The organism is Streptomyces sp. NPDC089915 (assembly GCF_040684675.1).
In the GTDB taxonomy this organism is placed as follows: Bacteria; Actinomycetota; Actinomycetes; order Streptomycetales; family Streptomycetaceae; genus Streptomyces.
This window is the reverse complement of sequence record NZ_JBFBGN010000019.1, coordinates 25,720-51,053: the sequence shown is the minus strand read 5'-3', so window position 1 is coordinate 51,053 and position 25,334 is coordinate 25,720. Positions and strand designations below refer to the sequence as shown.

Genomic DNA, 25,334 nt, shown 5'->3' with positions numbered 1-25,334 from the left:
CGTACGACGATCAGACCGACAGAGCCTGCACACACGACCCCTGGCCGAAACTCGTACACCCGTCCGAGGGAGCCGTCGGGCGCGGCCTTGACGCCCCGTCTCCTCGGGGCGGCGGATGGGACAATGGCCCTCCCCCGCCGGACGAGGAACAGGACACCCGCGCGTGACATCCCGGAACCCCGAACCCACGGGCGCCCCGCGGGCCGTCCCCCGGCCCAACGCCGTGGTCGGCGTCGGGCTGATCGTGCTCGGCCCCGACGGCCGGGTGCTCCTCGGCCAGGCGCACGACGGGCGCTGGGAACTGCCCGGGGGCAAGGTCGACCCCGGGGAGGGCTTCGAGCAGGCCGCCGCACGGGAGCTCGCCGAGGAGACCTCCCTGCGCACCGCCCCGGAGGCGGTCGAGGTGCTGGCCGTCCAGATCGCCGCCACGGCCACCGACGTGACCCGGCTGACGGCGGCAGCCCTGACCCGCTCCGCCGAGGGCACCCCGGCCGTCACCGAACCGCACAAGATCGCCCGGTGGCGCTGGTTCGCCCCGGAGGAGATCCCCGCAGCCCTGTACGCCCCCTCGGCCGCGGTCCTGCGCGCCTGGCACCCCGGCCTCACCACCCTGCCCGACGTCCCCGGCCACGACTACGCCGTCCGGGCGACGGCCTAGGCCGACCCCGCCCGCTCCTGTCCGGCCTCACGCCGGGCTCATCCGGAAGAAAGGGCCTAGACCCCCTGCCGGGGCGCGAAGTTGCCCTCGCGCAGGTCCTCCGCCAGCAGCCGCTTGGCGATCGCGTCCGCCGCCGCCCTGAGCTCCGCGCTGCGCGGGCGGCCCCGGTCCCGTTCCAGCTGGTCGCCGAGCCATCCCGCCCAGGCGGCGGAGATGACGTCGGCCTCCCGCTGGCCGCCCCGGGTGAGGCTGAAGAACCCGTTCTGCCGGGTCAGGTAGCCCTCCTCCACCATCCGGTCGAAGACCGGCAGCAGCACCTCCGGCGGCAGCGACCGGCGCGAGGCGATCAGCCCCAGGGCGGCGTGCCCGACCGTGCGGGTCAGCAGGTCCACCTGCATGACCGCCCACGCGCCGGCCATGTCCAGCCGGGTGTCGGAGGCCTCGACGATGCCCCGGGCCTGCTGCGGCCCCATGTTCCGCACCAGCTTGCCCACGGCCAGTTCCAGCAGCTTGGCCGAGTCCCCGGAGGCCGTGGCCGGGGAGGCGAAGCCGTCGCCCATGTCCGTGGACGCGGCGCGGGCGCTGTCGCGCAGCCGGACCTGCTTGAGGAAGAGGCCGACGACGAAGCCGACGGCCGCCACCGGCACGGTCCACAGGAACACGGTGTGCAGGGCCTCGGTGTAGGCGCCGACGATCGGGCCGGACGCCGCCGGGTCGAGCGCGTGCACACCCTGGGGGCTCTGCGCGGCGGCCGCGAGCCGGGCCGGGTCCTGGCCGGTGGCGCGGGCCGCCTCGGCCACGGCGGACTTCAGCGCGGGCCCCAGGCCGTTGGCGTAGATCGTCCCGAACACGGCCGTGCCGAAGGAGCTGCCCAGCGTGCGGAAGAAGGTGACGCCGGAGGTGGCCGTGCCGAGGTCGGCGTAGTCCACGGTGTTCTGCACGGCGATGGTGAGCACCTGCATGCACAGGCCGATCCCGACGCCGAGCACGAACATGTAGAGGGATTCCAGCCAGGCGCCGGTGCCCGGGCCCATCCGCGACAGCAGGTAGAGGCCGGCGCCCATCACCGCGCAGCCCACGATGGGGAAGATCCGGTACCGGCCGGTCCGGCTGGTGACGTTGCCGCTGAAGACGGACGCGATCAGCAGGCCGATGACCAGCGGCAGGGTCCGTACGCCCGAGAGGGTGGCCGAGTCCCCGTCCACGTACTGGAGGTAGGTGGGCAGGAAGGTCATCGCCCCGAGCATGGCGAAGCCGACGACGAAGCTGAGCACCGAGCACACCGTGAAGACGGGATTGCGGAACAGCCGCATCGGCAGCATCGGTTCGGCGGCCCGGTTCTCCGCCAGGCAGAACAGCGCGAGCGCCAGCACCCCGCCCGCCAGCAGCCCGATGATCACCCCGGAGCCCCAGGGGTACTCGTTGCCGCCCCAGCTGGTGGCCAGGATCAGCGCGCTGGACCCCACCGCGATCAGGGCGATGCCCAGGTAGTCGATGCGGGGTCTGCCCCCGGCCCGGACGGAGGGGATGGTGCGGGCGGCCGCCGCGACCACCAGCACGGCGATGGGGACGTTGACGTAGAAGGCCCAGCGCCAGCTGAGGTGGTCGGTGAACAGTCCGCCGAGCAGCGGCCCGATGACGGTGGCCACGCCGAAGACGGCGCCGATCGCGCCCTGGTACGTGCCGCGCTCGCGCAGCGGCACCACGTCCGCGATGAGCGCCATGGAGGTGACCATCAGGCCGCCGGCGCCGATGCCCTGGACGCCCCGCCACAGGATCAGCAGGGACATGTTCCCGGCCAGCCCGCACAGGAACGAGCCGGTGATGAAGACGATCGCGGAGATCTGGAATACGACCTTCCGCCCGAAGAGGTCGCCGAACTTGCCGACCAGCACGGTCGCGACGGTCTCCGCGAGCAGGTACGAGGTCACCACCCAGGCCATGTGGTCCCCGCCGCCCAGGTCCCCCACGATCGTGGGCAGGGCCGTGCCCACGATCGTCTGGTCGAGGGCGGCCAGCAGCACACCGAGCATGATCGTGCCGAAGACGACGTTGCGCCGCCGCCGGTCGAGCACGGGCGGCGGCGCGGCCGCGGCGGGGGCAGTGGTCACCCTCGCACTGTCACAGCCGCCCACCCGCCCCGCACCCCGCAAGCCGCCGTACGGGTGAACCCGTCGGCGGGCCCGGCTCAGCGGAGGTGGGCCAGCCCCGGGTGCTCGGCGGCGTACCCGTCCAGCAGCCGCCGGGCCACGGCCACCGAGTCCACCAGCGGGTGCAGCGCGAAGGCCTTCACCGCGTCCGCCCGCGAGCCGCTCGCCGCGGCCGCCAGCACGGCCCGCTCGGCCGCCTTGACCGAGGTCACCAGCCCCACCGCGTGCAGCGGCAGGGGTGCCACGGACACCGGGTGGGCCCCGTTGGCGTCGACCAGGCAGGGCACCTCGATGACCGCCTCCGCGTCGAGCACGGAGAGCGTCGAGCCGTTGCGGACGTTGAGGATCAGCGTGGCCCGCTCGTCGCGGGCGATGGCCCGCATCAGCGCGAGGGCGACCTTCTCATAGCCACCGGACTCCAGGTCGCTCTCCTCGCGCTCCCCGACGCCCGCCACCTCGCGGTTCTCGGACATGTACGTGGCCTCGCGCTCGGCCCGGGTCCGGTCCCAGGCGGCCAGCGCCGCCCCGGCGGGCTGCCCGGGCCGGCCGGCCTCGGCGTAGAACCCGCGCTGCTGGTCGCGCAGGAAGGCCCCGCGGGTCTGCTCCGCCTCCCGGTAGGCCCGTACGGTGTCCCGGTTGAAGTAGTAGTAGTGCAGGTACTCGTTGGGGATCGCGCCCAGCGAGCGCAGCCACTCCGCCCCGAACAGGCGCCCCTCCTCGAAGGACTCCAGTGCCGCCTCGTCGGCCAGCAGCCGGGGCAGCTCGTCGCGTCCGCCCACCCGCAGCCCGCGCACCCAGCCCAGGTGGTTGAGGCCGACGTAGTCGATCCAGGCCTCCTCGGGGCGGGTGACGCCGAGCAGCCGGGCGATCCGGCGGCCGAGGCCGACCGGCGAGTCGCAGATGCCGATGACCCGCCGGCCCAGCTCCTCGGACATGGCCTCGGTGACCACCCCGGCCGGGTTGGTGAAGTTGATGACCCAGGCGTCCGGGGCGTTGCGGGCGATCCGGCGCGCCAGCTCCCGGGCCACCGGCACGGTCCGCAGCCCGTACGCGATCCCGCCCGCGCCGACCGTCTCCTGGCCGAGCACCCCCTCGGCGAGGGCGATCCGCTCGTCGGCCGCGCGCCCGTCCAGGCCGCCGACGCGGATGGCCGAGAAGACGAAGTCGGCCCCGCGCAGGGCCTCGTCCAGGTCCCGGGTGGCGGTGACCTCCGGGGCGTCCGCCGCTCCGGAGGCGGCCGCCTGGTCCGCGAGCACCCGGGCCATCGCGGCGAGCCGCGCGGGGTCCTCGTCGTAGAGGGTCACCCGGGACACCCGGCCCTCGGCGTGGTCGCCGAGCAGTGCTCCGTAGACGAGCGGGACGCGGAATCCGCCCCCGCCGAGGATGGTCAACCGCACGCCCCTACCGTCCTTCCGGCCTTTCGAGGTACCGCCCGCCGCCACGGCCCGGGGCGACGCACCCCGGGCACCGACACGAATGCCACGATCGGCGACATCATCCCGATGTCGCCGATCGTGGCATCCGTACCTCGGCGCACGGCGGGGGCGTACCGGAGCGTCGCCGGAACCCGCGGCCGCGCGCCGTGGCGGGCGCTCGGGGACCAGTGTCCCCCGCCGCGTCAGTCCCCCAGCGCCGGAACCGCCCGCAGCCGGGCGCCCTGCTGCTGCGCGAACCCGGCGCCACCGCGCGCCGGGCCGGTCGGCAGACCCTGCGGGGCGGAGAGCACCAGGGTGATCCGGGTGAGCCCCATCCCGTCGAGCATCCGGCTGGTTTCGGCCACCATCCGGCAGCGCACCAGACCCCAGCCCGGGTCGGGGTGGCGGACCGTGCGCACCGCGCCGTCCTGCTCCGCGGCCTCCTGCCCGTGGGTGGTCAGCCAGTGCGGGACCCCGTAGCGGTAGGCCGCCTCCATGAAGGGATCACGGGCCACCTCCTGGCGGATGCTGCGCAGCCCCTCGTCCTCCGGGGCGGCCGCCAGGGCCGTCGCGAACTGGGCCAGCAGCGGCACGCACCAGGCCGGCTCGTGGTCCTCCAGCACGGCCGCGGCGTCCGGGTGGAACAGCACGAAGCGCAGGAAGTTGTCGTCCGGCAGGGCCGTGGGGTGCGGCCGCACCGTCTGGAAGAGCCGGTCGAAGGCCGAGTTCGTGAGGGCCACGTCCCAGCGGTGGTCCACCAGGAAGCTCGGGTAGGGCACGGCCTCCATCAGGGCCGCGTAGTCGACCAGGTAGTCGCGCTGGGCCGGGTCCTGCGGCAGCCGGTTCTCCTCGGCCGCGCGCCAGGTGGGCGGCGGGTCGCGGTCGACCATGATCCGGAAGAGCCAGAAGCACTGCCGCTCGCTCATTTCCAGGGCCTCGGCCAGGGCGAGGAGCTTGCGGTCCGTCCACTCCTTGACCAGGCCGCGCTCCCAGTTCCCGTACGCGCGTACGCTGATGCGCAGGCGCGCCGCGACGTCTTCCTGGCTCAGGCCCAGTTCTTCACGGCGCTGGCGCAAAATCTCCTTGCGCCGCTCCGTCCGCACTGCGCCACGGGCGGACTCGTCGCCCGCCAGGCGCTCATCACCGGCTCGGACGAGGCCATCAGACGGGCCCACCGCTGCGAGATGTGGCACCGAGAGCTCCCCCTCCTCAACGGTCTGGATCTTCATTTCCGTGTGGCGATCCTGCTACCGACTTCATTCGAGTGTCAACTATTGTGGCAATTCCAGCCTGGCGACAGCTCATTCGCGCCACAGCTGTGGCAAGTTCTGGCTCTCCCAAAACAAACCGGATAGATTCCCTGAGGCCGACCACGTGCCCACTGACCTCGCGCGATCTAGGAGAACCACTGGTGACAGACGGCTTCCCGGCTCCCGTCGCGGTGGCCAACGCGCCCCTGGCGGCAACCGTCACGCGGGTCGCCGAGCTGGCGAACAAAATGGGCCGCGACCCGAACCAGGTCTTCGACCTCCGCCGCCTCTCCGAGGCCTCCGGGGTTCCCACGGACGTGATCAGATCCCTGCTCGACGGCAGGCGGGCCGGCGAACCCGACCTCCAGGCACGGTTCCTGCAGCGCCTCGACCTGCTCCGGCGGACCCGGGTGAAACCCAACGGCCGCCGCTACACCCAGCAGGAGATCGCGGACGGCGCCGGAATGTCGCGGCAGCAGGCCGGAGCCCTCATCAACGGCGACCGGCGCCCCACCATGGAGCACTGCGACGCCATCCAGCGCTTCTTCGGGGTGCACGCGGGCTTCCTCACCGCCCATGACGCGGACGCGCTCACCGACGCCCTCCAGCGCACCGAGCAGCAGCTCCTCCAGGACTTCGCGGGGCGCGAGCGGCAGCCCGTACCGGCCGAGGCCGCCGCGGCCGGCGACCCGCTGGCGCGGCTCCTGCAGAACCACGGGGTCCGGGGCATCGCCTGGCGCGCCGCCCAACTGCCCAGCGACAAGCACCGGGACAAGGTGACCGAATGGCTGGACATGCTTCTCGAAAGCGTCAAACCGAACGAATCATGACCCAGTCGAAAGTCTGGATCTGATCCTTGAGTCCTGATCCGGATCCGCGTCGACGGGGAGAACGGTGAGCATAGGCAGAGCGCAGCGGCGATTGTGCGCGGAGCTGGTGTCCGGCATCAAGCTGGCCGCCCCCGTGGAACCCGTGGACCTCTACACCGCCCTCTGCGACGGCATGAGCAGGCACCGGGGCCGCCCGGTGCAGTTCCGGATGGCGGCGTTCCCGCAGGGGACCGCCAGCGGGCTGTGGCTCGACATGGCGGACCGGGACCTGGTCGTGATCGAGGAGCGCACCGCGCCGGACCACCAGCTGGTCATCCTGGGCCACGAGCTGTGGCACATGAAGGCCGGCCACTGCAGCCACCACGTCGACGGCGCCGCGGTCGCGGCCCGGCTGCTGACCGACGGGGCCGACCTCGGCGAGACGGTCCGCAGCGTCGCCGCGCGCACCCGCGCCGACGTCCAGGAGGAGACGGAGGCCGAGACCTTCGGCCTCCTGCTGGGCAGCCGGTGCCGCACCTGGCTGGCCGGGTCCGCCGGCAGGCGGCCCGCCGGCGGGCGCGACGAGCTGGCGAGCCGGATCGAGACCTCCCTCGGTTACCGGGGGCACAGGAACGACCGTTGAAAGGACCGGACTACTACATCCCGGCGGCCGCCATGGCGGTCTCCCTCGTCTGCAAGCTGCCGGCCCTGCGCACCAACTGGCGCGATCCGCTCCTGCGGTCGGTCTGTTTCCTGCTCCTCCTCGCCGGCTCGGTCTTCACCTTCGCGGCGCCGCCCACCATCGAGGCCGTCAACCGCTGGACCGGGATCCCCAACTTCTCCGCCCCGCTCGTCTACTGCCTGATGACGGCCTTCAGCGCCTCCTGCCTCGTCCTGGTGTTCAACTGGCGCGGCGGCCCGGCGGAGGAGATCCGCAACACCTCGCTGCGCTGGATCGCCGGCTACTCCGTCGTCGTCCTCGCGATCATCGTGCTGTTCTCCCTGGGCTCGGTGCCCGTCGAGCGGCTGCGCGACTTCGACACGTACTACGCGAACACCCCGTACATCCGGCTGATGATCGCCTCCTACCTGCTCGCGCACAACGTGGCCGTGATGATGATGGTGTCGATGTGCTGGCGCTGGTCCCTCCAGGTCTGCGGCTGGCTCCGGGCGGGCCTGCTGATCATCGTGTCCGGCTACGCCATCAGCCTGGCCTACGACGCCGCGAAGATGTCCGCCGTCGCCGCCCGCTGGCTGGGCCACGACCTGGACTTCCTGAGCACCTTCGTCGCCCCGCCGCTGGCCTCCGCCGGGGCTCTGGTCAGCTCCGTGGGCTTCGTGCTGCCGCTGGTGTACCAGCGGGTGTCGGACAGCTGGCGGACCTGGAGCACCTACCGGAACCTGGGGGCGCTCTGGCACGAGGTGCAGTCCACCGCGCCGAGCGGCACCCCGGGGGTGCGGATGTCCTGGTGGTCCCCGGCCGCGATCCGGGTGATCCAGCGCGAGTCCGACATCCACGACGGGTTCCTGAGGCTGGGCCCCTGCTTCGACCGGCGCCACCGCGACACCGCCTACGAGCGGGCCCTGGAGACGGGGGCCGACGAGGAGACGGCCCGCGCCGTCGCCGACGCCGCGATGGTGGCGGCCGCGGTGCTGGTCTGCGCCGCCCACCCGGAGGCGGCGGACGGGACCGAGGAGGAGGCGGCGGACGGGGAGCGGGTGCTCGTGACCGCCGACGACCCGCGCGACCTCGTCCGGATCTCGCAGGCCCTGCGGCACTCGCCGCTGGTGGCCGCCGCCCGACGGCACGCGGCCCCGGCGGGGAGCTGACTCCGCCGGGGCCGCGCGGCCGGCCCGGGGCCCGGGGCCCCGGGCCGGGGGTCTCAGGACCCGGCCCCTCGGGGCCCTGATCCTCAGGACCCGGGCCCTCAGCGGGAGGCCGTCACCGACAGGGCCGGGAAGAGGTCCTGGAAGGCGCCGGCCGAGTCGGTGCCGTCGCGCCCGTAGGGGGCGTCGAAGCTCCAGACCATGAAGAGCAGGAACACGATCAGGGCGCTGAACAGACCGGCCATCAGCAGTTCGCGGCCGGAGCGGCGGATCTGCAGGGTGAAGATCAGCCCGATGGTGACCACCCCGCCCACCAGCAGCCCGACCCAGACCACGCTCGGCAGGGTGGACTCGTCGCTCTGCGTGCGCGAGTGCCGGGCGTCGTCGGCGGCCGCGATCTGGTCGAGGAGGGGCTGGTAGGCCTGTGCCTGGAGCTCGTTGGCGGGGCTCTGGTGGGTGACGTCGCTGCGCAGCTTTCCGAGCAGCTCCGCGCCCTCGGGGGAGGCCTCCTTGCCGGCGATCAGCCGCGGCCAGTCGACGGAGACGGTGTGGGTGACGTACGCGTCCACCTCGCCGCGGATCCGGTCGCGGACCGGCGCCGGGTAGACGTCGGCCCGCTGGGTCACCTCGTACAGCGACTGGGCCTCGCGGCGCACGCCGTCCTCGGCGGCCCCGCGCGCCTCCCAGACCCCCGCGATGGCCAGGCCCAGGACGATCGCGTAGACCACGCCGACCATCATCGTCATGTACTCGATGACGTCGGGGGTTTCGCTGGTGTCCTCGTCCTCCGCGACCCGGCGGTGCCGGATCGCGGTCATGGCGAGGACGAGGGCGCAGACGAGCGCCAGGGCGATGGCCAGGACCAGCCATTCGGACACGAGGGATCTCCCGTTCGTGGATGCGTCGGTGTGTCGGTGGTTCGAGCCGCGGTGCGGCGGTGTCTCAGGAGGCCGTGCCCCGGCTCTTGGAGCGGGGGCGCAGCGCGGCGGCGGCGAGCACGGCCGGGGTGGTGACGACCACCATCAGCATCATGGTGCTCAGCCCGTTCGGGCCGCGCCGCTCCAGCGCGGCGGAGCGGTACGGGCGCACGTGGAAGGCGCTCACGGGTGCGGCGGCGCCGGGCGCGGGCGGACCGGAGGCCGCCGCCGGCGCGGGCTCCGGCCCGGGCGCGGACGCCGGCGGGGCCGGGGGCGGCTGCGCCGCGCCGTCCGGCGCCGGGGGCCCGGGCTCGGGCGCGGGCGGCAGGCCCGGAGCCTCGCCGGGGTGGTGGACGGGCCGTTCGGCGCCGGGCAGGGTGACCCGTACGGAGGGCGGGACGACGGCCGGGGAGCCGGGCCGGGCCACGGGCGGCGGGGGCATCGGCGGGCGTCCGGCGGGCGGGCGTCCGGCGGGCACGCAGACGTCGACCCGGGCCCCGCCGCCGTGGCCGTCGCCGGCGACCGCCACGTAACCGTGGAACGGGCAGAGCGCGGCCACCATGCCCGCACCGGCGTAGTACTGCCAGGCCGTCACCGCGGTCCTCCGATTCGGCAGCCGATATGTGGGTTACGGCTGAAGAAACGATCAAGGGCCCGGTTCGACACGCGCCGGACGGGTCGGGATCCTTGTCCGAGGGGTGATTTCGGGCCCGCGGGCGACGGCCCGCGCGGGGCGCGGGCCGCCCGGCCGGTCACCCGTGCGGACCAGTCCGCCACGGCGGCCGCCCGGCCCCCGGGCCATGCTCGGAGGGACGTGTTCGCGGCTCGGCCGAGGGACGGTGGCGCGCGTGGAAGAAGACGGGCGGGGCGCGGAGGAGGGTCTGGGGGCGCCGGCCGTGGACCACGCCGCCTCGGCGGTGGTGCCGTACGCCCGGGCCAAGCTGAACCCGCGCTTCCATCCGCACCGGGACCCGGTGGGGGCCCGTACCCGCCTGGTCGGGCACCTGCGGGCGCAGCGGCCGTCCGGCATCCCGCTCACCGTGACCCCCGGCGACACCGGCCCGGGCTTCGAGGCCCGCACCGGGGGGCCCGCCCACCGGGCGGCCCCGGCCGCGCTCAAGGAGGCCTGCGTACGGGAGTACGCGGCGGACTTCCGGGCCGCGGGAGCCCCCCGGTGACGGCCCCGCCGCAGGCCGGCGCCCCGCAGGCGGAGCCGGAGGTCCCGCCCAGGGGGCTGCGCTTCCCCAGCGCCCTGACCATCCTGGCCCTGGTCACGGTCGCCATCTGGCTGCTGGCCTTCCTGATCCCGGCGGGCCAGTACGACCGCGACGCCGACGGCGCCCCGGTCTCCGGCACCTACCACCGGGTCTCCGGCACGCGCAGCCTCACCGACCGCCTGAACGACCTGTTCCTCGCCCCCGTCAACGGCCTCTACGGCATCCAGGACCCCACCACCCACGAGGTCGGCCCGAGCCTCACCGGCGCCTTGTACGGCAGTGCCGGCGTCTTCCTGTTCGTGCTGGCCATCGGTGCCTTCATCACCGTCGTCTTCGCCACCGGCGCCCTCGACCGGGGCATCGCCCGCCTCGCCCACCGGCTGCGCGAGCGCGGGGCCCTGCTGATCGCCGCCGTGATGGTGGTCTTCTCCGTGCTCGGCACGGTGGAGGGCTTCGCCGAGGAGACCCTCGGGTTCTACGGCCTGCTGGTGCCGATGATGCTGGCGCTCGGCTACGACCGGCTCGTCGCGGTCGGCGCCTCGATCCTGGGCGCGGGCATCGGGGTGCTCTGCTCCACCGTCAACCCCTTCGCCACCGGGGTGGCCTCCTCGGCGGCCGGCATCTCGCTGGGCGACGGCATCGTGCTGCGCTTCGCGATGTGGGTGGTGCTCACGGCCGTCACCGTCCTGTACGTCATCCGCTACGCGCGGCGCGTCCAGCGCGACCCGGGCCGGTCCCTGTGCGGGTTCCTGCCGGGGGACCTGGACCGCAAGGCGGAGGCCGACTCCGACGAGGAGCCGCGGCTGACCCCGCTGCACCGGGCCGTGCTGGTGCTGCTCGTCCTGGTCTTCGCCTTCATGATCTTCTCGGTGGTGCCCTGGTCCAGCGCGCTGACCGGCAGGGCCGACGCCACCCCGTACTCCTGGGAGCTGGGCTGGTCCTTCCCCCAGCTGTCGGCGCTGTTCCTGTGCGCGGCGGTGCTGGTGGGGCTGGTGGCGCGGATGGGCGAGGCGAAGCTCAGCTCGACGATCATCCAGGGCGCCGCCGACTTCATCTCCCCCGCCCTGGTCATCATGCTGGCGCGCGGGGTCACCGTCATCATGAACAACTCGAGGATCACCGACACCGTCCTGCACTCCATCGAGGGCGTGGTGAAGGGGACCTCCTCCAGCCTCTTCGCGGTGATCGTCTTCCTGGTCAACCTGCCGCTGGCCTTCCTGATCCCCTCCACCTCCGGCCACGCCACCCTCGCCATGCCCATCCTGGCCCCGCTGGCCGACTTCGCGGGCGTCTCCCGCGCGGTGGTGGTGACGGCCTGGCAGGCGGCCAGCGGCTGGATGAACCTGTGGGTGCCGACGACGGCCGTCACCATCGGCGGCGTCGCCCTGGCGAAGGTCGGCTACGACAAGTACCTCCGCTTCGTCTGGCCCCTGCTGGCCCTGCTGTTCGTGCTGATCTGCGGGTTCGTGGCCCTGGGGGCGGCGATGTGACGGCCCCTCGGGTACGGGGGCGCGTCGCCTAGGCTGGGGGTGTGCCCGGATCCTCCCCTGACGTGATGCCCCCCGAACCGCCCGTGGCCGTCTGGCGGGTGCTGCGGCGGCCGGTGCGGTTCCTGGGGTCCTGGTGGCCGTGGCGGTGCTGGGCGTACCTCGGCAGCGGGTTCGCGCTCGGGTACGGGGTGCTGTGCGCGCTGGCCCTGCTGCTCGGGCTCGGGCTGCTGCTGGCGGTCGCCGGGATCGGGCTGGTGCTGCTGGTCGGGGCCCTGGCCGGGGCGGTGCCGCTCGGGGAGCTGGAGCGGCGCCGGCTGCGGTGGGTGGAGCCCGAGCCCGTCGCCGATCCGCACGTCTCGCTCGCCGGGGCGGGCGCGGCGGCCTGGCTGCGGACGCGGCTGCGGGAGCGGGCCACCTGGCGGGAGTTCGGGTACGCCCTGCTGTTCGGGGTGGTGTTCGGCGCGGCCGGGTTCGGGGTGCTCTGCCTGCTGGCCCTCTCCCTGATGCTGGTGGCGGCCCCGGTGATCGTGTGGGCCCTGGCCCCGGAGCCGGTGATGCTGGTACCCGGCGAGGCGGTGGCCGGGCCGCTGGAGGCCCTTGGCGGGACGGCCGTCGGGCTGGCCGGAGTGGTGCTCGCCGGGTACGCCGCCGCGCTGGTCTCCGGGGCGCAGGTGAAGACCGCCCGGCTGCTGCTCGGGCCCCGCGAGGAGGACGCCCGGGTGCTGGAGCTGACCCGGTCGCGGGTCCGGCTGGTGGAGGCCTTCGAGGCGGAACGGAGGCGCATCGAACGGGACTTGCACGACGGGGCCCAGCAGCAGCTGGTCGCCCTCAGCATGACCCTGGGCCTGGCCGAGATGGAGCTGCGCAAGGCCGCCGCGCCACCGGCCCCGGACGCCGAAGACGCGGCCCCGGGCCCGCCCGCGCTGGACGGGGCCGCCGTGCTCGTGCGCCGGGCGCGCGGGGAGGCGAAGCTGGCACTGTCCCAACTGCGGGACCTGGTGCGGGGGATGCACCCGCAGGTGCTGACGGACCACGGGCTGGCGGCGGCCGTCGCCGAGGTGGCGCTGCGCCATCCGGTCCCGGTCGCGGTGGACCTCGACGTGCCCCGGCTGCCCGGACCGGTCGAGGTCACCGCGTACTTCACCGTCACCGAGGCCCTCGCCAACGCCGCCAAGCACAGCGGTGCCTCGCGGGTCGGCGTCGCCGGTAGGGTCGAGGACGGCCGGCTCACCCTCACCATCACCGACGACGGCCGCGGCGGGGCCGATCCCGGCGCGGGAGCGGGCCTGGCGGGACTGGCGGACAGGGTGGCGATGCTGCGGGGCAGGCTGACGGTGTCGAGTCCGGTGGGCGGGCCGACGCGGCTGCGGGTGGAGGTGCCGTGCTCCGGGTGATCCTGGCCGAGGACTCCGTCCTGCTGCGCGCGGGCCTGACGGAGCTGCTGGCTCTGGGCGGCCACCGGGTCGTCGCCGCCGTGGGCGACGCCCCCGCCCTGCTGCGGGCGGTGGCGGACGAGCGGCCCGACGTGGTGGTCACGGACGTGCGGATGCCGCCCGGGCAGAGCGACGAGGGGCTGCGGGCCGCCCTCGAACTGCGCTCCCGGGACCCCTCGCTGCCGGTCCTGGTGCTGTCGCAGTACGTGGCCACCGCCTACGCGGCGCGGCTGTTCACCGGCGGCTCGGCGGCCGGCCTGGGCTATCTGCTCAAGGACCGGGTCGGCGAGGTCGAGGAGTTCCTCGACGCCCTGCGAGGGGTGTACGAGGGCCGGACGGTCCTCGACCCCGAGGTGGTCCGCGTCCTGCTGGCCGCGCGGCCGGACGGCGACCCGCTCGCCCGGCTGACCCCGCGCGAGCGCGAGGTGCTGGCCCTGATGGCGGAGGGGCTCAACAACCAGGCCCTGGCGGCCCGGCTGTTCGTCACCGAGGCCTCCGTCGTGAAGCACGCGGGCAGCATCTTCACGAAGCTGGAACTGGACCCGTCCGAGGGCAACCGCCGCGTCCTGGCGGTACTGGCGCACCTGCGCGGCGCCGGCCCCCGTACCACCGCGGACTGACCCCGCCGCGGCCTCCCCGCACCCCGCCGGGGGCGGGTGCCGTGCCGGCATTCGGGCACGCCGTGCGGCGCGTGGCCGCCGCGCCCCCGGCGCAAGACCCCGGGGGCGCATAGTGATGAGGCTGTGACCTGCGGATGTGCCGATCGGCGGAAGGGCTCACTAGGGTCTCAGGGTGGCGAAGAACGATGCGATGCCCCCAGGAGCGGGCGGGCCGGACGGTCCCGACGAGGACGAGTGGAACGTGGTCCTCGACGAGGACTTCGTCCGCGGCGCCTCGATCCACGAGTCCGCCGCGCCGGGGCCCACGCGGACGTGGCCGCTCGTCCTCGGGCTGCTGCTGCTGATGGGCCTCCTGGCCCTCGTCACGCTCGACCTGACCGACCCGTCCGACGAGGAGCACGTCACCGTCCGGCCGAGGAGGACGCCCTCCGCCGCCGCGTCCCCCGCCCCGGCTCCCCCGGCCTCCCCGGCCGCCGACCGGAGCATGGTCCCGCAGGCGGACGTGTTCCCCGCCGAGGTGCCGGACGGGGCCGGGGGCGCCTTCACCCGGGTCGACTCGAAGGTGCTGCCCTCCTGCGCCGAGCCGGCCTCCGTCGGCCCCCGCCTCGCCGCGATGCTCGCCGAGGGCAGGGGCTGCCTCGGCGGGCAGACCGCCCTCTACAAGGACGCCCGGGACAACCGGTTCGAGATCGCCGTCTTCACGCTCAGGGACCCGCAGGACACGGTGCGGGTGGTGACCGGGCTGGCGTCGGCCCCCGACGACCACCAGCTCGGCGTGCAGGCCCCGCCGCCCGCCTCCGGACTGGCCGCCCTCGGCCCCGGGAGCGGGCTGGTGCAGTCGTTCTCCGGCACCGGACGGGTCGTGGTGGCCGGGCTCGGGCAGTGGTCGGACGGCCGGACGGCCGACCTCCGGGAGCTGACGGACCGGCTGCGGCCGCTCCAGCGCGCGGTCGACGAGCGGGTCGAACGGTACGAGGGACCCGGCGCGCCCTGACCCCGCACCCGTCACCGGACCGGCGCCGGGCTCCCGGGCCGCCTCCGCGACCGGGCCACCACCCGCGAGGGGACGGGCCCGGCGGGCACGGCCGAGCGGGCCCACGCCACCAGCAGCACCGGCAGCGCCAGGTAGCCGAAGCGCCCCGCCGGGGCCAGCAGGAAGGCCAGGGTCAGCCCGAGCGCGAGCCGGTCCGCGGCGGCGGCCGCCGTGCGCGGCGGGCGCACCCACAGCGAGAGGGCCACCCCCAGCCCGCCCAGCACCAGCAGGGCCGTCGTGAGGTACCAGCCCCACGGCCCGAGCTGCGCCAGCAGATGCCCCGGCAGGGGGCTGCTCGCCGGGGTCGGCACCGGCGCCCGGCCCGTCGGGAAGGCGAACACCTGCCGCCACAGCTCCCCCGGCTGGAGCAGGGCCCCCGGCAGCACCAGGGCGGCCGTGACCGACCCGGCCACCACCGCGCAGCGGACCGCCGCCCGGGCGCCGCAGCGGGCCCCCAGGAGCGCCGCCGCCACCGCGACCGCGGGCAGCGCCGTCCACTTGAGGGCGCACGCCGCGCCCGGGGCCGGCCCCGCGAGGGCCGGGCGGCCGGAGGCGGCCCCCGCGAGGGCGAGGCAGCACAGCCCCGCCAGCGGCAGGTCCACCCCGCTCACCGCCAGCGGGAGCGCCACCACCGGCGAGGCCACCAGCAGCGGGAGCAGCGGCGAGGGGGCCGCGCCGAGCAGGCGCCGGCCCGCGGCCATCCCGCCGAAGAGGGCGGCGGCGCACCAGATGCGGGCGTCGCCCAGGAGTCGGACCGCCCATCCCCCTCCCCCGCCGAAGGCGCCGTCCAGCAGGGCGCGGGGGACGCCGAGGAGGGACATGGCCGGGAGGTAGGGGGTGTAGTCCCCCACCCCGGCCGGGTGGTCCACGTACATCCTGCCGGTGTCGAGCAGGAGCCGCCCGGAGCGTTCGATCACGCCGACCTCGGACTGGCCCCGCCCGGTCAGGACCAGGTACAGGAGGGGGACGGCGACGGCCCCGAGCAGGGCCGCGCCGAGCGCCTCACGGCGCCGTCCGAGGGCGGTGGCCGCGGCGGCGGCGAGGTATCCGGCGGCCGCGCACCACCCCCACAGGCGGTGCGGGGCCAGGGTGGAGAACAGCGGGAAGGACAGGGCCCACGCGGCGGCGAGCAGCCAGCCGGCGGTCCACCGGGCGGTGGGGGAAGGGGTCATGGACCCATTCCAGCCGCGCGGCCCCGCCCCGGTCTGCACGCCTGGGCGGAGCTTTCACGGTGGGGTTTTCCCTACCACGGCCTCCGGATGCGCCGAAGGGCGCGACCCCGGCGGGGTCGCGCCCTTCGGACGGCGGTCAGGGGGCTCAGGCCTCCGGGGAACCGCCGAAGCGCTCGCGGTAGGACTCCAGGTCCTCCTCGGCGATCCGGGCGAAGAGCACCGGCGGCACGGTGAACGGGGTGCCGGCCGGGACCGCGTCCAGGGCCTTGGCCTGCTCCGGGGTCACCCACGTCGCGGTGTCGCCGGGCAGGTCGAAGGAGGAGCGCATGGTGCGCGCCGAGGCCGGGATGAACGGCTCGGAGACCACCGAGTAGAGGTGGATGAGGTTCATCGCGGTGCGCAGGGTGAGCGCGGCGGCCTCCAGGTCGGTCTTGACCTCCAGCCAGGGGGCCTTCTCGTCCAGGTAGGCGTTGCCCGCCGACCACAGGGCGCGCAGCGCGGCCGCGGCCTTGCGGTACTGGAGGGCCTCCATGTGGCCCTCGTACTCGGCGAGGAGCTCGGCGATCTGCTCGCCCAGCTTCGCCTCGGCCTCGCCGGCCGGGTTGCCGGCCGGGACCTCGTCGCCGAACTTCTTGCGGGAGAAGGTCAGGACGCGGTTCACGAAGTTGCCGAGGGTGCCGCCGAGGTCCTTGTTGACGGTGGCGGCGAAGTGCTCCCAGGTGAACGACGAGTCGTCGGACTCGGGGGCGTTGGCGATCAGGAAGTAGCGCCAGAAGTCGGCCGGGAGGATCTCCAGCGCCTGGTCGGTGAAGACGCCGCGCTTCTGCGAGGTGGAGAACTTGCCGCCGTAGAACGTCAGCCAGTTGAAGGCCTTGACGTAGTCGACCATCTTCCACGGCTCGCGGGTGCCGAGCTCGGTGGCCGGGAACATCACCGTGTGGAACGGGACGTTGTCCTTGGCCATGAACTGGGTGTAGCGGACGTCCTCGGCCTCGTACCACCACGCCTTGTGGTCGCGGTTCGCCGGGTCGGCGTCGGCCCACTCCTTGGTGGAGGCGATGTACTCGATCGGCGCGTCGAACCAGACGTAGAAGACCTTGCCCTCGGCGGCCAGTTCGGGCCAGGTGTCGGCCGGGACGGGGACGCCCCAGTCGAGGTCGCGGGTGATGGCGCGGTCGTGCAGGCCCTCGGTCAGCCACTTGCGGGCGATGGAGGACGCCAGCTGCGGCCACTCCTCCTCGTGGCGCGCGACCCAGGCCTCGACCTCGTGCTGGAGCTTGGACTGCAGCAGGAAGAGGTGCTTGGTCTCGCGGACCTCCAGCTCGGTGGAGCCGGAGATGGCCGAGCGGGGCTCGATCAGGTCCGTGGGGTCCAGGACGCGGGTGCAGTTCTCGCACTGGTCGCCGCGCGCCTTGTCGTAGCCGCAGTGCGGGCAGGTGCCCTCGACGTAGCGGTCCGGCAGGAAGCGGCCGTCGGCGGGCGAGTACACCTGCCGGATCGCGCGCTCCTCGATGAAGCCGTTCTCCTGGAGCCGCCGCGCGAAGTGCTGGGTGATCTCGGCGTTCTGCGCGGACGAGCTGCGGCCGAAGTGGTCGAAGGACAGCTCGAAGCCGTCGTAGACCGCCTTCTGGGCGTCGTGGGCCTGCGCGCAGAACTCGGCGACCGAGATCCCGGCCTCCTTGGCGGCGAGTTCGGCGGGGGTGCCGTGCTCGTCGGTGGCGCAGATGTACAGGACGTCGTGGCCGCGCTGGCGGAGGTACCGGGAGTACACATCCGCCGGAAGCATCGACCCGACCATGTTGCCCAGGTGCTTGATCCCGTTGATGTACGGAAGCGCGCTGGTGATCAGGTGTCGAGCCATCCTCGGATGCTCCATTTCAGTTCATTTCTACGGGTCCATGCGGCCGTGCGCGGCGGCGGCCCGCCCGGGGCGTGCCGTGCCGAATACGCATGGTGAGGCGGTTCATCGTATCGAACCGCGGGCGCGGACCCCGACCGGTATCCGGTGGGCGGACCGGGACCGGGCACGGGGACGCCGGACGGCGCCCGCGGCGCCCGGCGGGCGGAGGTGCCGACGGGATATGCGTACGGGCCGACGGGCCCTCCGCTTGATCGACATCGTTCACGAAGCGGTCACCACCCGACGTAATCCCTTCAGGTTTCTCCTCCACGCCCCCCGAGTGCGCCGGTACTGCTCTCATGGACCGGCATCAGGGGATGAGGTGGGGAACGGTGAACGATGGCGGACCGGAGGAGTCCGGCGGGGCCGTGGGACTGCCCAGCCGGCGGCGGCACCCGACGCCCATGAGTCAGTGGGATCCGACCGCGCGCCTGTCGTACTGGGCCTTCCACACCAACCGGCGGCCCGCGTACATGCGCTTCGCGTACCTCCAGCTCGGCTCCGACACGGACGCCGAGGACGCGGTGGACGCCACCTTCGACTCGATCATGCACGAATGGCTCCGCATGCTGCACATGGACCGGCTCGACGCCTACGCCTGGACCGTGCTCAAGCAGCGCATCGTCGACTGGCAGCAGCGCCGCGACCCCCGGCTGCGCCGGCCCGAGCCGATGGACATCAGCGCCTTCGAGGCGGCCCTGAAGGAGGCCCACCCCGACCAGTACGAGGTGCTGACGGACACCATCCGCTTCTACCGGGCCGTCTCCCGCCTCGCCGAGCGGCAGCGGGACACCGTGATGCTGAGCTACGGGCTGCGGTGCACCCCGGGTGAGGCCGCCGCCGTGATGGGCGTCGACGAGGCCACCGTCCGCTCGCAGCTCGGCCAGGCCCGCCGGCGCCTCGCGCGGCTGCTCGACGCCGCCGCCGAGTCATGAGCGCCGCCGACGGCCGCACCGGCGCGCGGGAGGGACAGGGCGCGGCCCCCCGCGCCCTGTCCGAGTTCCTGCTGCGCGCGGGGGTGCGCGACCGCTACCCGCACTACGACCTCGGCGGCGCCGAGGCCCGCCTGCTGCGCACCCCCCGCGCCTCGGGCGCCCCCACCCCGCCGGCCCCCAGGAGCCGGCGGCGTTCCTTCGGCTGGAGCGACCCGGCCCGGGACCGGCCGCTGGACTCCGAGCGGGCCCGCCGGGACCTCAAGGCCGCCTGCCTCTCCGTGGTCTGCGATCCGCACGCCGGACGCGACCTCGGCCGGTTCGTCGACGGCGGCCACGCCGATCTGCCCGGGTCCGTCGTCTTCGGCTGCCTGCTGCACCTGGCGGGGCTGCGCGAGGGGGCCCGGTTCTGGTGGCAGTTCGCCGCCGGATCCGGCGGCCCGCGCACCGCCCCCGCCGCCTACTGCCTGTTCCTGGACCACTCCCGGCGCGGCGAGCACCACGACGCCCGCCTGTGGGCCCGCGAACTGGGCCGCCGGGGGTTCCGGCCCGGCGGCCGCCGGGAGCTGCGCGAGGTGCGGCTGTGCGCGCAGGCGGCCGTCCTGCGGTACGTCGACCAGTGCGACGACCCCGATCTGGGCCCGGTGCCGGTGCCGCGGGCGGAGCTGCCCGGGGTGCTGGCCGCGTTCCTGCCGCCGCCCCCGCTCCCGGAGCCCCGGCCCCGCCCGGCCGCGGGCCCGCTGCGCCACCCCGCGCTGACCTCGGCCGCGCGCGGCACGGCGGTGCGCTCCGACACCGGGGAGGCCCTGGCGCAGGCGCGGCGCGCGCTGGAGGTCGTACGGGTCCTGGAGCGGCACCCGCTGGGGGTGCGGGCCGACCGGCTGGCGCGGCAGGCCGGGCTCACGGAGGCGGCGCTGCGCCCGCTGCTGTCGATGCTGTGCGAGGAGGAGTACGCCTGCCGTCCCGGCGCGGGGGTGTACGCGCCCGGCCCGGCCCTGGACCGGCTGGCGGCCCCGGGCGGCGGGGGCCTGGCGGGGCAGCTCCAGCGCACCCTGGCGCTGGCCCGGGACAGCGCGGGCGCCGCCGTCTACCTGAGCCGGTACGCGGAGGGCGAGGTCCGGATCACCCAGATGGCGGACGGGCCGGGGGCTCCGCCGGTGCGGGAGTGGGTGGACTTCCGGGCCGCCGCGCACGCCAGCGCGGTCGGCAAGTGCCTGCTGACGCAGCTCGACCACGACGTGCGGGCCGACCACGTGGCCCGCCACCGTCCGGCCCGGCTCACCGCGCACACCATCACCGACAGCCGGGCCCTGTTCAGCGCCCTGGACGCGGTGGCCCCCGGCGCCCCGGTCTTCGACCTGCGCGAGTACTCCCCCGGGGTCGTCTGCTCGGCGGTGCCCATCGCCGCCGGCGGCGCCGCCGGGAGCCTGGCGCTGTCCCTGCCCGCCGCCCACGCCCACCGGCTGCCCGAGGCGACCCGGGCGCTGCGCCGCAAGGCGGTCCCGGTGCTGCTGGCCCTGCTGCTGTCTGGGGCCATCCCCCCGGACGCCCCGGCGCAGGCGCAGGTTCCGGCCCCGGCTCCGGCGGTCACCGCCCCGGCCCCGGAGACCCTGCGCCATCTGGGCCGGCTCTTCCGGACCCCGCTGACCCGGTTCGCGGCGCCGGCCGCCGGACCGCACCTGGTGAGCGACTCCGCGTCGGGGGCGGCGTACCTGTTCGACACCCTCCCGGACGGCGACGGGCCGCGCCTGGCGCTCCCGCGGACCCTGGGCCCGCTGGCCCCGGGGAGCCTGTCGGCGCCGGAGGGGCTGGTGGTCCTGGGTACCTGAGGGGCGGTCGCGGCCTCAGGCCCCCGGGGCGAAGGAGTCCAGGGCGGTGTCGAAGTGGCCCCGGGCCTGGGCGAGGCGGCCTACGGGGGCCGACACCCAGACGTCGTACATCCGGCCGTTCTCGTCCCAGCACAGGTCGAAGGTGTGCCGGGCCCCCTCGGCGGCGTCGAAGCCGTTCCAGGTGAACTCCCACAGGGCGGCGGGCAGTCCGTCGTGGCTGGTGGGCAGGACGGTGGCGTCGCGGTAGCCGGGGTTGTTGGACGGGCCGTTCGCGTCGGACTGGCGCATCGCGGCGACGGGCCCGCCCGGCGCGGAGGGCTTGACCTTGATGCCGATGCGGAACGCGCCGTCCGGGGAGACGTAGAAGACCCGCTGGTCGTCGGTGGTGCGCTGGAAGCCCTGGGGCACGGCCAGGGTGAAGCCCGCCGGGTCCGCCACCGTCCGGTATCCGGCGGGGGCGGGCTTCGCGGGCACCGGCTTGGCGGGCGCCGGCTGTGTGGGGGCGGGGGCGGTCACCGTCGTCGTCGCGGTGGCCGTGGCGGTGGCGGACTCCGGGGGCCGGACGGCGGGCGCGACCGCGCCGGGGGACGCGGCGGGGCGGTCGTCCCGGGCGGCCGCCGGTCCGCCGTCGCCCGTCGGGCGGGAGAGCAGGAAGGTCACGGCCACGGCGCCGATGACGGCCACCACGACGAGCGCGGCCACCAGCCCGGCGCGCAGCCCCGCCCGGGGGCCGGCCGGGGTCGCGGGGCCCGTCTGCGCGGTGGCGCGTTCGGTGGGCGAGTACCCGGCCGGGGCGGCCGGGCCGGGGGCGGGCACGGCCGGCCGGTGCGGGCCGGGCGTGCGGTCGAGGAGGGGGAGGCTGCCGGTGGTCACGTACGCGGAGAGCATCCGCCGGGCCTCCGCCACCCCGAGCCGGCGGTCGGGGTCGCGCTCCAGCAGGCCCCGGACCAGCGGGGTCAGCGGTCCGGCCTGGGCGGGCGGGCGGATCTCGTCGTGGACGACGGCGTGCAGGACGCCGCCCAGGGAGTCCCGGTGGAAGGGGGACTCGCCGGTCAGCCCGGCGCACAGCAGGGCCCCCAGCGACCACAGGTCGGAGGCGGGTCCGGCGGCGGCCCCCTGCATGCGTTCGGGAGAGGTGTACTCGGGCGAGCCGACGAACGCGCCGGTCTCGCTGATGGTGGTGGAGCCGGCGAGGCGGGCGATCCCGAAGTCGGTGAGCACCACCCGGCCGGTGCCCGCCTCCATGAGGACGTTGGCGGGCTTGACGTCGCGGTGGAGCACCCCGCGCTCGTGGGCCGCGCTCAGGGCGCCGAGCAGGGCCAGCCCGACGCGGGCGGTCTCACCGGCGTCCAGGGGGCCCTCGGCGGTGAGGCGGTCGGCGAGGGAGCCGCCCTCGACGAGTTCCATCACGATGTACGGGCGGCCGTCGTCCTCGACGACGTCGTGCACGACGACCACGTGCGGGTGCTTGATCTGCGCGACGGTGCGCGCCTCGCGCAGCGCCCCCGTCGTCTCCTTGCCCTCGCCGACGTGCAGCTCCTTGACGGCGACCGCGCGGCCCAGGAGCTCGTCGGAGGCCCGCCAGACGGTGCCCATGCCGCCCCGGCCCAGCCTCTTCCCCAGGCGGTAACGCCCGGCGATCACGACCTCGTTGCGTGGTTCGTCCTGCGGCACGCTGCTCCCCCTCGACCCGGTCACGGCCATGATGCCGCACCGGCGGATCCGGCCACCTGGGCTCGGGCCGGAACACGAAAAAGAACCCCACCGAAGTGGGGTTCTCTGTCTGTGTCCGAGGGGGGACTTGAACCCCCACGCCCGATAAAGGGCACTAGCACCTCAAGCTAGCGCGTCTGCCATTCCGCCACCCGGACCGGTGGTCGGCCCCGGTTTCCCGTGGCGACATGGACAACAATAGCAAAGGATCGGCGCCCCTCCGACCAGATATCCGGTCCGGCCGCCGGCCCGCCACGCCGTGCTGACCTGCGGGCATGCGCGGAGGCCGGGGGTGAGACGGATCGTCTCGCGCGGGTGGGCCGGGTCAGGTGCGGGCGCCGTCCTTGATCCAGTCGTCGTTGTGCTGCCAGGCGTAGAGGGTGGTCCCGTCCATGTAGGCGTAGTAGAGGCCGCAGCGGGCGGCGGCCTTGGACTCGGCGCCCTTGGGGAACCATGCGGCGGTGATCTGCGGGGCCTTGGCCCCGGCGGGGGCGGCGGGCTCGCAGGCGGCCGGGAGGCGGCCGCCGGGGAGGTCGGCCTTCAGCAGGCGCTCGCCGCCGGTGGTCTTCATGGCGTACCGCACCGAGGCCGCGTCGTCCGCGAGCCAGCGCGGGACCGAGGCCCGGTCCTTCTTGGCCTCCGCGCCCGTGGCGTAGTCGTCCGACTGCTCGTGGCGGTGGTCGTACCAGTCGGCCGCGGCCGGCAGGGCGACGACGGCGGCCAGGGCGCCGGCTGCGATGACTCCGGCGCCGGTGAGGACGAGGGACGTGCGGCGGCTCATGGGGGCTTGCTCCGTTTGTTCGCTGATGGGGTGATTCCATCCTGCGAGCCCCCGGGCGCGGGGGCGTCAGTCCGCCGGGCGAACGTGCGTACCCCTGAGGTCGTACACGCGCGAGGCCCACCCGGACGCGGACGTCGGGGTGGGCCTCGGGGTGCGGCGGGGGGCGGCCGCTACGGGCAGCGGATGACCTGGCCGGCGTAGGAGAGGTTGCCGCCGAAGCCGAACAGGAGGACCGGGGCGCCGGAGGGGATCTCGCCGCGCTCGACCAGCTTGGACAGGGCCATCGGGATGCTGGCCGCCGAGGTGTTGCCGGAGTCGACGACGTCCCGGGCGACGACGGCGTTCACGGCGCCGATCTTGGCGGCGAGGGGTTCGATGATCCGCAGGTTGGCCTGGTGCAGGACGACCCCGGCGAGCTCCTCGGGGGTGACCCCGGCCTTCTCGCAGGTCTTGCGGGCGAGCGCCGGGAGCCGGCTGGTGGTCCAGCGGTAGACGGACTGGCCCTCCTGGGCGAAGACCGGGGGCGTGCCCTCGATGCGGACCGCGTGGCCCATCTCGGGGACGGAGCCCCACAGGACCGGGCCGATCCCCGCCTCGGGGCAGGCCTCGACGACGGCCGCGCCGGCGCCGTCGCCGGTCAGGACGCAGGTGGTGCGGTCGGTCCAGTCCGTGATCTCCGCCATCTTGTCGGCGCCGATGACCAGGGCGCGGGTGGCGGAGCCGGCCCGGATGGCGTGGTCGGCGGTGGCGAGGGCGTGGGTGAAGCCCGAGCAGACGACGTTGAGGTCCATCACGGCGGGCGCGCTGTTCATGCCCAGCTTGGCCGCGACGCGGGCGGCCATGTTGGGGGAACGGTCGATGGCGGTGGAGGTGGCCACCAGCACGAGGTCGATGTCGTCCGGGGTCAGGCCGGCGTTGGCGAGGGCCTTCGCGGCGGCCTGGTAGGCCAGCTCGTCGACCGGCTCGTCGGGGCCCGCGATGTGGCGGGTCCTGATGCCGACCCGGGAGAGGATCCACTCGTCGCTGGTCTCGACCATGGCCGCGAGGTCCTCGTTGGTGAGCACCTTCGCGGGCTGGTAGTGCCCAAGCGCCACCACGCGTGAACCGGTCATGGGCGGGATCCCCCTTTGTACGGCAGTCAGGATCATTCACCTTCTCCTGCTACTGATGAGTACGTCTGCGTGTAACCCAACAGGATTAGGCCACCGGAATTTGGAGAATTCCCAGCATGCTCCAGCCCGGGGACCGGGCCCGTACCGGATCCGCGAGAATGTACTGGCCAGGTACAGGTTGAGGACGAGAGCAGGCGGGCTGATCGCGATGGGACGGGTCACCGAGCGGCGCCGCGTCATACGGGTCCGGGGCGGGGCGGCCGGTGTCCGGCCGGACACCCTGGTCGCGGAGGAGCCGCTGGAGATACGGCTGAACGGCAAGCCGCTGGCCATCACGATGCGCACCCCCGGGGACGACTTCGCGCTGGCGGTGGGCTTCCTCGTCAGCGAGGGCGTGATCGCGCAGGCCTCGGACGTCCGGGCCGTGACCTACTGCGAGGGGGCCGCGGAGGACGGGTCCAACACCTACAACGTGGTCAACGTACAGCTGGCCGCCGGGGTTCCGGTGCCGGACATCACGCTGGAGCGGAACGTCTACACCACCTCCTCCTGCGGCCTGTGCGGCAAGGCCAGCCTGGACGCGGTGCGCACGGCGACGCGTTTCCCGGGGCTCGCGGCGGATCCGGTACGGGTGCCGGCCGGCCTGCTGTCCGTACTGCCGGACCGGCTGCGCGCGGCGCAGAAGGTCTTCGACAGCACGGGCGGCCTGCACGCGGCCGGGCTGTTCTCGGCGGAGGGCGAGCTGCTGGACCTGCGGGAGGACGTGGGGCGGCACAACGCCGTGGACAAGATCGTCGGACGGGCGCTGCAGGACGGGCGGCTGCCGCTGGCCGGGGCGGTGCTGCTGGTGTCGGGCCGGGCCTCCTTCGAGCTGGCGCAGAAGGCCGTGATGGCCGGGATCCCGGTGCTGGCGGCGGTGTCGGCGCCGTCCTCGCTGGCGGTGGACCTGGCCCGGGAGTCGGGGCTGACGCTGGTGGGCTTCCTTCGGGGGCCGGACATGAACATCTACGCGGGCGAGGAGCGGATCCTGCTGCCCGGCCCCGAGGCGGCCTGCCTCGGCCCCGAGGCGGTCTGAC

Annotated in this window: 21 protein-coding genes, 1 tRNA gene and 1 pseudogene; 12 read left to right on the top strand and 11 right to left on the bottom strand. The window is 74.7% G+C overall.

Going from position 1 to position 25,334, the window contains the following annotated elements; translation table 11 throughout:
• Positions 1–163: 163 nt before the first annotated feature.
• Positions 164–658, top strand: a complete 495-nt coding sequence (locus AB0O29_RS08960) for an NUDIX domain-containing protein (protein ID WP_365148337.1) — start codon at positions 164–166, stop codon at positions 656–658.
• Between the two features lie 56 nt (positions 659–714).
• Here the strand turns inward: AB0O29_RS08960 and AB0O29_RS08955 are convergent, their stop codons facing one another.
• From AB0O29_RS08955 to AB0O29_RS08945, 3 genes are all read right to left on the bottom strand, one after another.
• Complete coding sequence (locus AB0O29_RS08955; protein ID WP_365148334.1) at positions 715–2,769, bottom strand: MDR family MFS transporter; 2,055 nt, start codon at positions 2,767–2,769, stop codon at positions 715–717.
• A gap of 77 nt (positions 2,770–2,846) precedes the next feature.
• On the bottom strand, positions 2,847–4,205 hold the full coding sequence (locus AB0O29_RS08950; protein ID WP_365148331.1) for a 6-phospho-beta-glucosidase: 1,359 nt from the start codon (positions 4,203–4,205) through the stop codon (positions 2,847–2,849).
• Between the two features lie 221 nt (positions 4,206–4,426).
• On the bottom strand, positions 4,427–5,299 hold the full coding sequence (locus AB0O29_RS08945) for a helix-turn-helix domain-containing protein (protein ID WP_365148328.1): 873 nt from the start codon (positions 5,297–5,299) through the stop codon (positions 4,427–4,429).
• 335 nt (positions 5,300–5,634) lie between these two features.
• Between AB0O29_RS08945 and AB0O29_RS08940 the strand changes: the two genes are divergently transcribed.
• The 3 genes from AB0O29_RS08940 to AB0O29_RS08930 all read left to right on the top strand — a co-directional run bounded on the left by AB0O29_RS08940 (position 5,635) and on the right by AB0O29_RS08930 (position 8,112).
• Positions 5,635–6,303, top strand: a complete 669-nt coding sequence (locus tag AB0O29_RS08940) for a helix-turn-helix transcriptional regulator (protein WP_358897047.1) — start codon at positions 5,635–5,637, stop codon at positions 6,301–6,303.
• Positions 6,304–6,367: 64 nt separating this feature from the next.
• Positions 6,368–6,925: a toxin-antitoxin system, toxin component gene (locus tag AB0O29_RS08935; protein WP_365148325.1), complete on the top strand. Its 558-nt coding sequence runs from the start codon at positions 6,368–6,370 to the stop codon at positions 6,923–6,925.
• A complete protein-coding gene (locus AB0O29_RS08930; RefSeq protein ID WP_365148322.1) occupies positions 6,922–8,112 on the top strand; it encodes an MAB_1171c family putative transporter in 1,191 nt (396 codons plus the stop codon). Before AB0O29_RS08935 ends, AB0O29_RS08930 begins: the two co-directional genes overlap by 4 nt.
• Positions 8,113–8,210: 98 nt before the next feature.
• Here the strand turns inward: AB0O29_RS08930 and AB0O29_RS08925 are convergent, their stop codons facing one another.
• A complete protein-coding gene (locus AB0O29_RS08925) occupies positions 8,211–8,987 on the bottom strand; it encodes a hypothetical protein (RefSeq protein WP_365148319.1) in 777 nt (258 codons plus the stop codon).
• Between the two features lie 64 nt (positions 8,988–9,051).
• Complete coding sequence (locus AB0O29_RS08920; protein WP_365148316.1) at positions 9,052–9,621, bottom strand: hypothetical protein; 570 nt, start codon at positions 9,619–9,621, stop codon at positions 9,052–9,054.
• A gap of 253 nt (positions 9,622–9,874) precedes the next feature.
• Between AB0O29_RS08920 and AB0O29_RS08915 the strand changes: the two genes are divergently transcribed.
• The 5 genes from AB0O29_RS08915 to AB0O29_RS08895 all read left to right on the top strand — a co-directional run bounded on the left by AB0O29_RS08915 (position 9,875) and on the right by AB0O29_RS08895 (position 14,780).
• On the top strand, positions 9,875–10,204 hold the full coding sequence (locus AB0O29_RS08915; protein WP_365148313.1) for a hypothetical protein: 330 nt from the start codon (positions 9,875–9,877) through the stop codon (positions 10,202–10,204).
• 56 nt (positions 10,205–10,260) lie between these two features.
• The gene (locus AB0O29_RS08910) at positions 10,261–11,733 is read left to right on the top strand and encodes a YfcC family protein (protein WP_365148424.1); all 1,473 of its coding nucleotides are present in this window, start codon (positions 10,261–10,263) and stop codon (positions 11,731–11,733) included.
• Between the two features lie 65 nt (positions 11,734–11,798).
• On the top strand, positions 11,799–13,127 hold the full coding sequence (locus AB0O29_RS08905) for a sensor domain-containing protein (protein WP_365148310.1): 1,329 nt from the start codon (positions 11,799–11,801) through the stop codon (positions 13,125–13,127).
• Positions 13,115–13,786 (top strand): response regulator transcription factor, encoded by a 672-nt coding sequence (locus AB0O29_RS08900; RefSeq protein ID WP_365148307.1) that lies wholly within the window; start codon positions 13,115–13,117, stop codon positions 13,784–13,786. The genes AB0O29_RS08905 and AB0O29_RS08900 overlap by 13 nt, the downstream gene beginning before the upstream one ends.
• A gap of 172 nt (positions 13,787–13,958) precedes the next feature.
• Complete coding sequence (locus AB0O29_RS08895; RefSeq protein WP_365148305.1) at positions 13,959–14,780, top strand: hypothetical protein; 822 nt, start codon at positions 13,959–13,961, stop codon at positions 14,778–14,780.
• Positions 14,781–14,791: 11 nt separating this feature from the next.
• On the opposite strand, the gene AB0O29_RS08890 is transcribed toward AB0O29_RS08895, so the two are convergent.
• Positions 14,792–15,991 (bottom strand): glycosyltransferase 87 family protein, encoded by a 1,200-nt coding sequence (locus tag AB0O29_RS08890; RefSeq protein ID WP_365148302.1) that lies wholly within the window; start codon positions 15,989–15,991, stop codon positions 14,792–14,794.
• A 145-nt stretch (positions 15,992–16,136) separates the two neighbouring features.
• Positions 16,137–17,852, bottom strand: a complete 1,716-nt coding sequence (gene metG / locus AB0O29_RS08885) for a methionine--tRNA ligase (RefSeq protein ID WP_365148299.1) — start codon at positions 17,850–17,852, stop codon at positions 16,137–16,139.
• A gap of 443 nt (positions 17,853–18,295) precedes the next feature.
• On the opposite strand from metG, the gene AB0O29_RS08880 reads away from it, so the two are divergent.
• Together AB0O29_RS08880 and AB0O29_RS08875 are read left to right on the top strand one after the other, a co-directional pair.
• Entirely contained in the window at positions 18,296–18,826 is a 531-nt protein-coding gene (locus tag AB0O29_RS08880) for an RNA polymerase sigma factor (RefSeq protein ID WP_365148296.1), read from the top strand.
• A 779-nt stretch (positions 18,827–19,605) separates the two neighbouring features.
• A pseudogene (locus tag AB0O29_RS08875) lies at positions 19,606–20,349 on the top strand (IclR family transcriptional regulator C-terminal domain-containing protein); the annotation flags it as partial.
• A 318-nt stretch (positions 20,350–20,667) separates the two neighbouring features.
• Here AB0O29_RS08875 and AB0O29_RS08870 read toward each other — a convergent pair.
• The 4 genes from AB0O29_RS08870 to AB0O29_RS08855 all read right to left on the bottom strand — a co-directional run bounded on the left by AB0O29_RS08870 (position 20,668) and on the right by AB0O29_RS08855 (position 24,258).
• Positions 20,668–22,326, bottom strand: a complete 1,659-nt coding sequence (locus AB0O29_RS08870; protein ID WP_365148293.1) for a serine/threonine-protein kinase — start codon at positions 22,324–22,326, stop codon at positions 20,668–20,670.
• 112 nt (positions 22,327–22,438) lie between these two features.
• Positions 22,439–22,523 (bottom strand) — tRNA-Leu (locus tag AB0O29_RS08865).
• A 167-nt stretch (positions 22,524–22,690) separates the two neighbouring features.
• Positions 22,691–23,146 (bottom strand): hypothetical protein, encoded by a 456-nt coding sequence (locus tag AB0O29_RS08860; protein ID WP_365148290.1) that lies wholly within the window; start codon positions 23,144–23,146, stop codon positions 22,691–22,693.
• 170 nt (positions 23,147–23,316) lie between these two features.
• Positions 23,317–24,258 (bottom strand): beta-ketoacyl-ACP synthase III, encoded by a 942-nt coding sequence (locus tag AB0O29_RS08855; RefSeq protein WP_365148287.1) that lies wholly within the window; start codon positions 24,256–24,258, stop codon positions 23,317–23,319.
• A 208-nt stretch (positions 24,259–24,466) separates the two neighbouring features.
• On the opposite strand from AB0O29_RS08855, the gene fdhD reads away from it, so the two are divergent.
• Positions 24,467–25,333, top strand: coding sequence for a formate dehydrogenase accessory sulfurtransferase FdhD (gene fdhD / locus AB0O29_RS08850; protein ID WP_365148421.1), 867 nt, complete (start codon positions 24,467–24,469; stop codon positions 25,331–25,333).
• Position 25,334: the final 1 nt, after the last annotated feature.